This is a genomic window from Nocardioides sp. NPDC057767 (genome assembly GCF_042798275.1).
Classification (GTDB): domain Bacteria; phylum Actinomycetota; class Actinomycetes; order Propionibacteriales; family Nocardioidaceae; genus Nocardioides.
Window position 1 is genome coordinate 1 of sequence record NZ_JBHVKJ010000099.1, and the last position, 11,447, is coordinate 11,447.

The window sequence follows — 11,447 nt, forward strand, 5'->3', positions numbered from 1 at the left end:
CCACTTCTACCGATTCGGCACCGAGCGACGGTCGAGGCGTCACGTGCGACTGCCGAGCCGTCGCGTACGTCGGCCGAGCTGGCATCTGACTGCCAACTCGGCCGACGGGAGCGACGTCTCGGCCGACCGGGGCGACGCTTCGGCCGACGCGGGGGACGTCTCAGCGAAAGGGGCTCTACTTCTCCAGGATGGCGACGACGCCCTGGCCGCCGGCGGCGCAGACGGAGATCAGGCCGCGACCAGAGCCCTTCTCGTCGAGCAGCTTGGCGAGGTTGTTGATGATCCGGCCGCCGGTGGCGGCGAAGGGGTGACCGGCAGCGAGCGAGGAGCCCTTGACGTTCAGCTTCTCCCGCGGGACGGTGCCGAGCGGGGCGTCGAGACCGAGCTTGTCCTTGCAGAAGTCCGGGGACTCCCAGGCAGCCAGGGTCGAGAGAACCTGCGACGCGAACGCCTCGTGGATCTCGAAGAAGTCGAAGTCGTCGAAGGTGAGGCCGTTGCGCGCGAGGAGGCGCGGGACAGCGTAGGCGGGAGCCATCAGGAGGCCCTCGCCGCCGGCAACGTAGTCGACAGCGGCGACCTCGGCGTCGACGAAGTAGGCCAGGACCGGCAGGTTCTTGGCCGCGGCCCACTCCTCGCTCGCGAAGAGCACGGCAGAGGCGCCGTCGGTGAGCGGGGTCGAGTTGCCGGCCGTCATGGTCGGGTTCTCGCCCTTGACGCCGAAGACCGGCTTGAGCGTCGCGAGCTTCTCGACGGTCGAACCGGGACGGAGGTTGTTGTCCTTCTCCAAGCCGCGGAACGGGGTGATCTGGTCCTCGAACCAGCCGGCCTCGTACGCGGCGCCCAGCTTCTGGTGCGAGGCAGCGGCGAGCTCGTCCTGCGCCTCCCGGGTGATGCCCCACTCCTGCGCGGTCAGCGCGGCGTGCTCACCCATGGACAGCTTGGTGCGCGGCTCGACGTTGGCCGGGATGTTGGGGATGACGTCGGCCGGGCGAAGCTTGGCAAAGGCCTTGATCCGGTCGACGTTGGTCTTGGCGCGGTTGGCCTCGAGCAGGACCTTGCGGAGCTTCTCGCCCAGCGCGATCGGCGCGTCGGAGGTGGTGTCGGTGCCGCCGGCGATGCCCGAGTCGATCTGACCGAGGGCGATCTTGTTGGCGATGTAGGTCGCCGCCTGGAGGCCGGTGCCGCAGGCCTGCTGGAGATCGACGGCGGCCGTCTCGGGGGCCAGCTTCGACCCCAGCACCGACTCACGGGTCAGGTTGAAGTCACGCGAGTGCTTGAGCACGGCGCCGGAGGCGACCTCACCGATGCGCTCGCCCTCGAGGCCGAAGCGAGCAGCCAGGCCGTCGAGGACGGCGGTGAACATCTCCTGGTTCGACGCGGTCGCGTACGCACCGTTGGAACGGGCGAAGGGAATGCGGTTGCCGCCCACGATGGCGACACGACGAGTGGTGGTCATGGGTTCATCCTTGTCTGATGAAGCTCTTTGGAGAAGGGTATGTCAGGGAGATCACGAAAAGTGGACACCGAGTTACACCTGTAGTTACAACTGGCCAGTAACATACCAACGTACGCCTCAGAGACCACGTCCAGAAGGATCAGAGCAGACCATGAGCGACAAGTACCAGAGCTTCACCCAGTCGGCGATCGGCAAGGTCCTCGTCAAGAACCTCGGGCTGCCGAGCCCCGCCAAGCTCGAGCGGTACGCAGCCGGCGCCCCGCTCGTGAAGGGCACCGTCCTCACCGGCGGCCGTGGTCGTCTGGCCGAGTCGCTGAGCGGACTCCTCGGCGAGCTGGACATCGCCTCGACCGACACCGCGGCCGCGGGCGCCCGCTTCAAGGGCCTCGTCTTCGACGCCACCGGCCTCACCTCGACGTCCGACCTGGTCGCGCTGCAGGAGTTCTTCACCCCGGTGCTGCGCAGCCTGGAGAACAACCCGCGCGTCGTCGTGATCGGCACGCCGCCCGAGCAGGTCAAGGGCGGCGAGCGAGTTGCCCAGCGCGCGCTGGAGGGCTTCACCCGCAGCCTCGGCAAGGAGATCGGCAAGGGCGGCACCGTGCAGCTCGTCTACGTCGCCGAGGGCTTCGAGGGTTCGCTGCTCTCGACGCTGGCGTTCCTGCTCTCCCCGAAGAGCGCCTACGTCTCCGGCCAGGTCGTGCGGATCGGCACCAAGAACGCCTCCACCGCCGCCGAGCAGGTCGACCCGAAGAAGCCGCTGACCGGCAAGGTGGCCCTCGTCACCGGTGCCGCGCGCGGCATCGGCGAGGAGATCGCCAAGGTGCTGCAGCGCGATGGCGCGACCGTCGTCGGCCTCGACATCCCGCCGTCCGAGGACGACCTGAAGAAGGTCACCCCCGACTACATCACCGCCGACATCACCGCCGAGGACGCCCCCGCCACGATCGCCTCCTACCTCCAGGAGAAGTTCGGCGGCGTCGACATCGTGGTCCACAACGCCGGCGTCACCCTCGACAAGAAGCTCGCCAACCAGAAGGCCGATCGCTTCGGCACGGTGCTGGAGATCAACATCAGCGCCCCCGAGCGGATCACCGCCGAGCTGCTCGAGCAGAAGCTGATCCGCCCCAACGGCCGCATCATCGGCGTCTCCTCGATCGCCGGCATCGCCGGCAACGTCGGCCAGACCTCCTACGGCGCGTCCAAGGCCGCGGTCATCGGCTTCGTCGACTCGCTGGCCGAGGAGCTCCCCGACGGCATCACCATCAACGCCGTCGCCCCGGGCTTCATCATCACCCAGATGACCGCCGCGGTTCCGTTCGCGACGCGTGAGGTCGGCCAGCGGCTCAACGCGATGGCGCAGGGCGGTCTGCCGGTCGACGTCGCCGAGACCATCGCCTGGTACGCCTCGCCGGCCTCCACCGGCGTCAACGGCAACGTCGTGCGCGTCTGCGGCCAGATGATGCTGGGTGCCTGATGAGTGACATCTTCACCGGCAAGTCCGGTCCCGGGCTGCTCGTCCGGGCGGCGCTGCCCGCTATCCCGGGCGTCAACGCGCTCCCGGGGATCAAGAAGACCGGCGTCACCTACGAGGAGCTCAGTCTCGCCCGGGAGCCTGTCGTGCTCGACCGGGCCGCGGTCGACGCCTACGCCGAGCTGTGCGGCTTCCCGATCAAGGACACCGTGCCGCTCCCCTATCCGCACATGCTGGCCTTCCCGCTCCACATGGCGCTGATGTCCTCGCCGGACTTCCCCTCGCCCGCGATGGGCATGGTCCACATCGAGAACTCGATCAGCGGCTACCGCCCGATCTCCGTCGGCGAGGCCGTCGCGGTCACCGCCACCGTGGGGCAGCCCGAGCCGCATCCGGTCGGGAAGGCGTACCGGTTCCTGACCGTCGCCACCGTCGAGGGCGAGGTCGTGTGGGAGTCCACCTCGACCTACCTGGTCCGCGGGAAACGAAATCCCGACGTGTCATGGAAGTCGGACCTCATCGAGGTCGACCCCTCGGGTCCGGTCTTCCCGCTGAAGGCAGACCTCGGGCGGCGCTATGCCAAGGTCGCCGGCGACTACAACCCGATCCACCTCTACCCGCTGACCGCGAAGGCACTCGGGTTCAAGCGGCAGATCGCCCACGGGATGTGGACCAAGGCGCGCTGCATCGCGGCACTGGAGAACCGGCTCCCTGGCGCGGTGCGCGTGGACGTGGCGTTCAAGAAGCCGGTCTTCCTACCCTCCTCGGTCGCCTTCGGGTCGCTGAAGCACCTGGACGGCTACGACTTCTCACTCCACAAGCGCGGCTCGGACACGCTCCACCTGGTGGGGCGTACGACCGCGCTGTGATCCACCCGATTTAACCCGTGGCGAGCGAAGTCTCGTGGGTGAGACGGTGCTCGCATGCCTGCCCCACTTCAGCTCCCCACGGGTTTTTCGGAGCGCCCCCTGACCCTCGCCGACGCCGGCGCCGTGACCCGTGTGATGGCGGCGAACGAGCTGGCCACCATCGGCGAGGTCCACATCGAGGAGGCCGACATCGTCGGCGACTGGCAGCGGCCCTCCTTCGACGTCTCTGCGGCCACGATCGGCGTGCTCGGACCCGACGGCGGCCTGGTCGCCTATGCGGAGTGCTCCGGCGGAGCCCGCGCCGACGCGGCCGTCCACCCCGACCACTGGGGCCGTGGCATCGGCGCCGCGCTGGCCGGCTGGATCAGCGCCCGCGCGGCCGAGCTCGGCGAGCCGGTCATCGGCGTGCCGGTCCCCCAGGGCTCGCCCGGCGACCGGCTGCTGGAGTCGCTGGGCTGGTTCCCACGCTGGGAGTCCTGGGTCCTGGCACTGCCCGAGGACGCGGTGATCCCGGTGCGGGAGCTGCCCGATGCGTACGCCATCAGGGCTGCCACCCCGCAGGACCACGAGCAGGTCTGGACCGTGATCGAGGACGCCTTCCTCGAGTGGTCCGAGCGGGAACGGGAACCCTACGCCGACTGGGTCGCCACCGTCATCGAGCGTCCCGGCGCCGCGCCCTGGAACATCCGGGTCGTCACCGGCCCGGATGGCGGCGTCGTCGCCGCTGCGGTGCTGGTGATGACCGAGGACGGCAAGGAGGGGTACGTCAGCAAGCTGGCCACGCGGAAGGACCAGCGCAACAGGGGTCTGGCCCAGGCCCTGCTCGCCGACGCGTTCGGTGCCTCCCGCGCCCACGGAGCCACCCGAGCGACCCTGTCGACCGACTCTCGCACCGGCGCCCTCGATCTCTATCGCCACGTCGGCATGGAGGTCGAGTCCACCTGGATCCACCGCGCGACCCGGCCCTGATCCCACCTCGACAGCCTGCCCTGGGCTACGATCTTCCGTCCAGGAGGTGGACAGACATGTCCGACGTACTGATCCGAGGCCTCTCGGATGACGAGCTCGCGCGCATCGACACCGAGGCGACGCGGCTCGGACTCACCCGCGACGACTATCTCCGTCGCTGGTTCACACCCGACGCACTCCGCCCGCTGCCGCCGGCGCGCCCCGTGGCCGGTGCCGACTTCGCGAAGTTCGCCGCGCTGGCCGACCGGGGCCTGATGCGTGACGCATGGTCGTAGTTCGACCCTGGCTGGTGCACCGGTCGGCGCTCGCCCGGATGTCCACCAGCCCTGACGCCGAGAAGTGGTCCCGGCTGATCGAGCTGGGCCAGGTACGCATCACCACCACGACCCTGCTCGAGATCGGCCACCTGGCCCGCACCGAGCGGCAGTGGTCCGAGCTCGTCGAGGACGTGCCGGTGATCCACATGCCGCTCGCGACCCTCACACCGCGCACCGAGGCGCGGGCGCTGGAGATCCAGCGCATCGTGCTGCGCGAGGGCCGTCACCGGCCGCCGTCGGTCCCCGACCTCCTGGTGGCGGCGGTCGCCGAGGAGGCCGACCTCACCGTGCTCCATGCCGACAACGACGTCGACCTCATCACCCGCACCACCGGTCAGCCGGCCGAGCGGCTCCGGGCCTGACGCCTCTCAGAGAAGCTCGCGCACCTTCTCGATCGGCCGGGCGAGCACGCCGCGGTCGCCCTTGAGCACGATCGGACGCTCCATCAGCTCGGGGTGCTTCACCATCAGGTCGACCAGCTCGTCCTCAGGCAGGTCGCGCTTGCCCAGATCCAGCTCCTTGTAGACCGGCTCGCGCTTGCGCAGCACGTCACGAGCGCTCAGGCCGGTCTTCGCCAGGATGTCCCTGACCTCCTCGGCCCGTAGACCGAGCACGTGGTAGTCGACCTTCTCGAAGTCGATGCCCTCCTCCTTCAGGAGGACGAACAGGTTCCGACACGTCGTGCAGGTCGGCTTCTCGTACACGGTGATCTGATCCACACGATCACCCTAGCGGCCGTTTCGGTGCGCTATCGCGGCGGGCAACCAGGGTGTGCGATAGTGCGCCGACCTATTTCTGGACGCGATGATGGGACAGATGCGCCGACTCGGCGCGTGAGGATGAGACTGACGCGCCGAGTCGGCAAGATATGACGGGACAGACGCGCCGGGTCGGCGAGTCAGGCGCGGGGCGGACGGATGAGGCCCTCCTGGGCCACCGTGGCGGCCAGGGTGCCGTCGGCGGTGAAGACGCGACCGATGGACAGGCCACGGCCGCCGTAGGCCGAGGGGCTCTCCTGGTCGTAGAGCCACCACTCGTCGGCCCGGAACGGCCGGTGGAACCAGATCGTGTGGTCCAGGGACGCCATCTGGATGCCCTTGTGGTCCAGGGAGTGCGCGGCCAAGGACGCGCCGAGCAGCGAGATGTCGGAGGCCCAGGTGAAGGCGCCGCGCTGGATGTCGGGGTCGTCGGGGAGCGAGGCGCCGAGGCGGATCCACAGGCGCTGCTGCGCGGGGCGGGCGGGGTCGGGCTCGATGCCGAGCAGGGAGTTGCCGACGGCGCGCACCTCCACCGCCTCCCACTCCCGAGCCAACGACACCGCCTCGGGCGAACCCGAGTCGGCCATCAGCTTGAGGAAGTCGATGCACTTCTCGGGCGGCGGCACCGACGGCATCGCGTCCTGGTGCTCGAAGCCGGTCTCCTCACGCTGGAAGTTTGCGGTGAGGTAGTAGATGTCGCGGCCCTTCTGCCGCGCCCGGACCCGCCTGGTCTCGAACGAGCGCCCGTCACGGATCCGCTCGACGTCGTAGACGATCGGGTAGGACGGGTCACCCGGCAGCAGGAAGTAGGAGTGCATCGAGTGCACCGTGAAGGCCGGGTCGGCCGAGCGGATCGCGGCCATCAGCGCCTGGGCGGCCACCTGGCCGCCGTAGGCGCGTCCACGCGAGTTGCGGGTCGTCGTGGCACCGTGGAAGAGGTCCTTGTCGATCTCGACGAGGTCGAGCACGCCCACCAGCTCGGCCACCGCCTGATCCGCCGCTACGGCGTCGGTCGTCATGGGGGTGAGTGTCTCTCAATCCTTCTCAGCGTCGTCATCCGGGTCCGGGCCGTTCAGCCCGGCCAGGAACTGCTCGAACTGTTCGCCGAGCTCGTCACCGGTCGGCAGCGGCTCGTCGGGCGCCAGCAGGGAGCGCCCGGACTCCTCGCCGCGCTGGAAGGTGTCGTACTGCTGCTCGAGAGCCGCGACGACCTCCCGCACCTCGGCATTGTCCTCGATGTAGGAGGCGATCTCCTCCTCGCGGCGCTGCGCCTCTGCCTCGAGGTCGGAGACCGGGATCGTCAGCCGGGCCGCGCGCTCGAGCTCCTCGATGAGCACGACCGCCGCGGCCGGGAAGTCGCTCTGGGCGAGGTAGTGCGGCATGTGCACCACGAAGCCACCCGCAGGCAGGCCCCACTCGCCCAGGCGTACCTCCAGCATGGCCTGGGCGGATGCCGGGATCCGGATCTCGCCCTTCCAGGGGCTCTCCCAGACCTGGCCGGTGAGCTCCTGCGCCGCGTCGTTGGCGTGCCTGGTCGTGGTCAGCGGCCGGGTGTGCGGCACCGCCATCGGCACCGAGGTGAGCGAGATCACCTCGGTCACGCCCAGGCGCTCGATGACCTCGCGTACGGCGCCGGCGAAGGCCTCCCAGCGGTTGTCCGGCTCGGGGCCGTGCAGCAGGAGGTAGGGCGTGTCGCCGGTGTCCTTGAGCAGCCGGACGACCAGCCGCGGCGCGTCGAAGGACTCGTAGTGATCGCTGACGAACGAGATCGCGGGGCGGCGGGCCCGGTAGTCGTGGAGCTCGTCGACGTCGAACGTCGCCACCACCGGTGCGCGCCTTGAGGTCTGGATCAGGTGGGCCGCGGCCCGTTCGGAGGCCTTGCCCGCGTCGAGGAACCCGTCCAGGACCACCACCAGCGGCAGCCGCTCGCCGCCGGCGAGCATGATCTCCTCGGGCAGGTCGTCCACGATGTGCACCAGTCGTGATCCGGCCATCGGTGTCTCCTCCCGTTGCGTACGGCCCTGGCGGGCCTCGCCGTCGCTTGCCTCGCCCGGGGTCTCGACCCTGGGGCTCAACCTTCTCAATACACGCTTCCACATGACGACAGCGCAGCATCGTGGAGGGCCCCGATATTCCCAAGCCGACGCGCGGAGGCCAGCGAACTCCCCCGCACGGCCGGTGTGACCTCCCCCTCGGTGCGGCCGTTGTTACCAGCGGGTAATGTAAGTGCCGGGGCACCACCGGTGCCCGCAACAACAGCGCCGCCCAGCGGCAACCGACCGGCAATTCACATGGAGTGACACGGTGACCCGACAGCTGCGAGAAGTCGTCTTCGTCGACGGCGTACGCACACCTTTCGGCAAGGCCAAGGGCCAGTACGCCGAGACCCGCGCCGACGACCTCGTCGTCAAGCTCATCCGTGAGCTCACGCGCCGCAACCCCGATCTTCCCCCGGAGCGGATCGACGAGGTCGCCATCGCCGCGACCACGCAGATCGGCGACCAGGGCCTCACCATCGGACGCACCGCGGGCCTGCTCGCCGGGCTCCCGCAGTCCGTGCCGGGCTACGCGATCGACCGGATGTGCGCCGGCGCGATGACCGCGGTCACCACGACCGCCGGCGGCATCGCCTTCGGCGCCTACGACGTCGCCATCGCCGGCGGCGTCGAGCACATGGGCCGCCACCCGATGGGCGAGGGCGTCGACCCGAACCCGCGGATCATCTCCGAGAAGCTGGTCGACCCGAGCGCGCTCGTCATGGGCAACACCGCCGAGAACGTCCACGACCGCTACCCGGCGATCACCAAGGAGCGCACCGACGCGTTCGCCGTCCGCTCCCAGGAGCTGGCTGCCAAGGCGTACGCCGACGGCAAGATCCAGCCCGACCTGGTCCCCGTCGCCACCCGCTCGGCCGAGAACGGCTGGGGCCTGGCCACCACCGACGAGCCGATGCGTCCGGGCACCACCACGGAGGACCTCGCCAAGCTCAAGACCCCGTTCCGCCCGCACGGTCGCGTGACCGCGGGCAACGCGGCGGGCATCAACGACGGCGCGACCGCCTCGCTGCTGGCCTCCGAGGAGGTCGCCCGCGAGCTCGGTCTGCCGATCAAGATGCGGCTGGTGTCGTACGCCTTCGCCGGCGTCGCACCCGAGGTCATGGCCGTCGGCCCGATCCCGTCGACCGAGAAGGCGCTGGCCAAGGCCGGGCTCACGATCGACGACATCGAGGCCTTCGAGATCAACGAGGCCTTCGCGATCCAGGTGCTCGCGTTCCTGGACCACTTCGGCATCGACCAGAACGACGACCGCGTGAACCCCTACGGTGGCGCGATCGCGTTCGGTCACCCGCTGGCCTCCTCCGGCGTGCGGCTGATGATCCAGCTCGCCCGCCAGTTCGAGGAGCGCCCCGAGGTCCGCTACGGCCTCACCACCATGTGCATCGGCCTGGGTATGGGCGGCACGGTCATCTGGGAGAACCCTCACTGGAACGGCGCGGAGGCCTGACATGACGGACATCAACACGCTTCTCGCCGATGTCGAGAAGCTCTTCTCCGAGGACGAGGTCGTGACCGCGGCCAAGCTGGCGAAGGTCACGCTGCCCTCCGGCAAGGTCCTCGGCCTGGTCACCCTCGACAACGGCCACGACCACACCCGCCCGAACACCTTCGGGCCGAAGTCGCTGGTCGAGCTCAACACGGCGTACGACGCGGCCCTGGCCGACACCGAGATCGACGCGATCGCGGTCACCGGCAAGCCGTTCATCCTCGCAGCCGGTGCCGACCTGACCTCGCTGCAGGCCGGTGGCGCCGACGGCATCCGTACGATCGCCGAGCTCGGCCACGCGGTCTTCCGCAAGCTGGGCGACGGCCACAACGGCGTCAAGAAGCCGTCGTTCGGTTTCATCAACGGGCTCGCGCTCGGCGGTGGCCTCGAGGTCGCGCTGCACGCCGACTACCGCACCATCCAGGACTCGGTGCCGGCCGTAGGCCTGCCCGAGGTCATGCTCGGGCTGATCCCGGGCTGGGGCGGTGGCTACCTGCTGCCGAACCTGATCGGTCCGGCCAAGGCCGCCAAGGTCTTCATCGAGAACCCGCTCAACAACGGCAAGGTGCTCAAGGGCGCCGAGGCGTACGACCTCGGCATCGCGGACGCGATGTTCGGCGGCGCCGACTACCTCGAGCAGTCGCTGCTGTGGGCCGACGGCGTGCTGTCCGGGAACGTCGATGTCTCCCGTGAGGAGATCGACCGCGGCGAGGCGTGGGACGAGGCCGCCAAGAACGCCGGCTTCTTCGCCTGGGCCAAGACCGGCGACGCCTCCCCGGCCGCCAAGAAGGCCGTCGAGCTGCTCATGCTGGCCAAGACCGCGACCCGCGACGAGGGCTTCGCGGCCGAGGACGACGCTCTCGTGGCGATGTCCAAGACCCCGCAGCTGCTCGCCTCGCTCTACTCCTTCGACCTGGTGCAGAAGCGGGCCAAGCGTCCCGCCGGTGCGCCCGACAAGGCGCTCGCGCAGAAGGTCACCAAGGTCGGCATCATCGGCGCCGGTCTGATGGCCTCGCAGTTCGCGCTGCTCTTCGTCCAGCGCCTCAAGGTGCCGGTCGTCATGGTCGACCTCGACCAGGAGCGCGCCGACAAGGGCGTGGCGTACGTCCACGCCGAGCTCGACAAGAAGCTGGCCAAGGGGCGCGCGTCGCAGGACGCGACCAACCGCCTCAAGGCGCTGGTCACCTCCTCGGTCGACTACGCGGAGGCCTTCTCCGACGCCGACTTCATCATCGAGGCCGTCTTCGAGGAGATGGGCGTCAAGAAGACCGTCTTCGCCAACGCCGAGGCGGTCGCGCCGGAGACCGCGGTCTTCGCCACCAACACCTCCAGTCTCTCGATCACGGAGATGGCGGCGGACCTGAAGAACCCCGAGCGGGTCGTGGGCTTCCACTTCTTCAACCCGGTCGCGGTGATGCCGCTGCTGGAGATCATCCGTGGCGAGAAGACCTCCGCGGCCGCCCTGGCGACGGCCTTCTCGGTCTCGAAGTCGCTGAAGAAGACCTCGATCCTGGTCAAGGACAGCCCGTCCTTCATCGTGAACCGGCTCCTGGGCCGCTTCATGGGCGAGATCGCGAAGATCGCCGACGAGGGCACCCCGATCGACGTCGTCGAGTCCGCCTTCGCGGGCGTCACCCCGATGTCGCCCTACCAGCTCATCGGGCTGGTCGGTCCGGCGATCGCGTACCACAACAACGAGACCCTGGCGAAGGCCTTCCCCGAGCGGTTCTACCTCTCGGAGAACCTCCACAAGGTCGTCGAGGCCAAGAAGGCCTCGTTCTTCGGTGCCGACGGCCGCACGCTCGACCCGGAGGTCGAGGCGCTCCTCACCGTCGGCGACGTGGTCAAGACCGCCGAGGACGTACGCCAGCAGACTCTCGAGGCGATCGCCGACGAGATCGGCCGGATGCTCGACGAGGGTGTCGCCCAGGCTGCCGAGGACATCGACCTGGGGATGATCACCGGTGCCGGCTTCCAGTTCTGGAACGGCGGCATCACCCAGCTCCTCGACCGTGAGGGCATCTCCGAGAAGGTCACCGGCAAGAAGTTCCACTGACCCTGGAA

Annotated in this window: 11 protein-coding genes; 7 read left to right on the forward strand and 4 right to left on the reverse strand. The window is 69.3% G+C overall.

Annotated elements, in window-relative coordinates; genetic code table 11:
* Window positions 1-175 precede the first annotated feature (175 nt).
* Window positions 176-1,456: an acetyl-CoA C-acetyltransferase gene (locus ACFVDI_RS27805; protein WP_378912121.1), complete on the reverse strand. Its 1,281-nt coding sequence runs from the start codon at window positions 1,454-1,456 to the stop codon at window positions 176-178.
* Between the two features lie 151 nt (window positions 1,457-1,607).
* Between ACFVDI_RS27805 and ACFVDI_RS27810 the strand changes: the two genes are divergently transcribed.
* Genes ACFVDI_RS27810 through ACFVDI_RS27830 form a run of 5 tightly spaced genes read left to right on the forward strand, consistent with a single transcriptional unit; the run spans window position 1,608 to window position 5,444 of the window.
* On the forward strand, window positions 1,608-2,930 hold the full coding sequence (locus ACFVDI_RS27810) for a 3-oxoacyl-ACP reductase (RefSeq protein WP_378912122.1): 1,323 nt from the start codon (window positions 1,608-1,610) through the stop codon (window positions 2,928-2,930).
* Window positions 2,930-3,796 (forward strand): MaoC/PaaZ C-terminal domain-containing protein, encoded by an 867-nt coding sequence (locus ACFVDI_RS27815; protein ID WP_378912123.1) that lies wholly within the window; start codon window positions 2,930-2,932, stop codon window positions 3,794-3,796. The genes ACFVDI_RS27810 and ACFVDI_RS27815 overlap by 1 nt, the downstream gene beginning before the upstream one ends.
* A 54-nt stretch (window positions 3,797-3,850) precedes the next feature.
* Complete coding sequence (locus ACFVDI_RS27820; protein WP_378912124.1) at window positions 3,851-4,765, forward strand: GNAT family N-acetyltransferase; 915 nt, start codon at window positions 3,851-3,853, stop codon at window positions 4,763-4,765.
* A gap of 56 nt (window positions 4,766-4,821) precedes the next feature.
* Window positions 4,822-5,040, forward strand: a complete 219-nt coding sequence (locus ACFVDI_RS27825; protein WP_328530500.1) for an antitoxin — start codon at window positions 4,822-4,824, stop codon at window positions 5,038-5,040.
* On the forward strand, window positions 5,031-5,444 hold the full coding sequence (locus ACFVDI_RS27830; protein ID WP_378912125.1) for a PIN domain-containing protein: 414 nt from the start codon (window positions 5,031-5,033) through the stop codon (window positions 5,442-5,444). The genes ACFVDI_RS27825 and ACFVDI_RS27830 overlap by 10 nt, the downstream gene beginning before the upstream one ends.
* A gap of 6 nt (window positions 5,445-5,450) precedes the next feature.
* Here the strand turns inward: ACFVDI_RS27830 and ACFVDI_RS27835 are convergent, their stop codons facing one another.
* From ACFVDI_RS27835 to ACFVDI_RS27845, 3 genes are all read right to left on the reverse strand, one after another.
* The gene (locus ACFVDI_RS27835) at window positions 5,451-5,801 is read right to left on the reverse strand and encodes an ArsC/Spx/MgsR family protein (protein ID WP_378912126.1); all 351 of its coding nucleotides are present in this window, start codon (window positions 5,799-5,801) and stop codon (window positions 5,451-5,453) included.
* Window positions 5,802-5,980: 179 nt separating this feature from the next.
* The gene (locus ACFVDI_RS27840) at window positions 5,981-6,859 is read right to left on the reverse strand and encodes an acyl-CoA thioesterase II (RefSeq protein ID WP_040755512.1); all 879 of its coding nucleotides are present in this window, start codon (window positions 6,857-6,859) and stop codon (window positions 5,981-5,983) included.
* Window positions 6,860-6,874: 15 nt separating this feature from the next.
* Window positions 6,875-7,834: a PAC2 family protein gene (locus ACFVDI_RS27845; protein ID WP_378912127.1), complete on the reverse strand. Its 960-nt coding sequence runs from the start codon at window positions 7,832-7,834 to the stop codon at window positions 6,875-6,877.
* 310 nt (window positions 7,835-8,144) lie between these two features.
* On the opposite strand from ACFVDI_RS27845, the gene ACFVDI_RS27850 reads away from it, so the two are divergent.
* On the forward strand, window positions 8,145-9,344 hold the full coding sequence (locus ACFVDI_RS27850) for a thiolase family protein (protein WP_378912128.1): 1,200 nt from the start codon (window positions 8,145-8,147) through the stop codon (window positions 9,342-9,344).
* A gap of 1 nt (window position 9,345) precedes the next feature.
* A complete protein-coding gene (locus ACFVDI_RS27855; RefSeq protein ID WP_378912129.1) occupies window positions 9,346-11,439 on the forward strand; it encodes a 3-hydroxyacyl-CoA dehydrogenase NAD-binding domain-containing protein in 2,094 nt (697 codons plus the stop codon).
* Window positions 11,440-11,447: the final 8 nt, after the last annotated feature.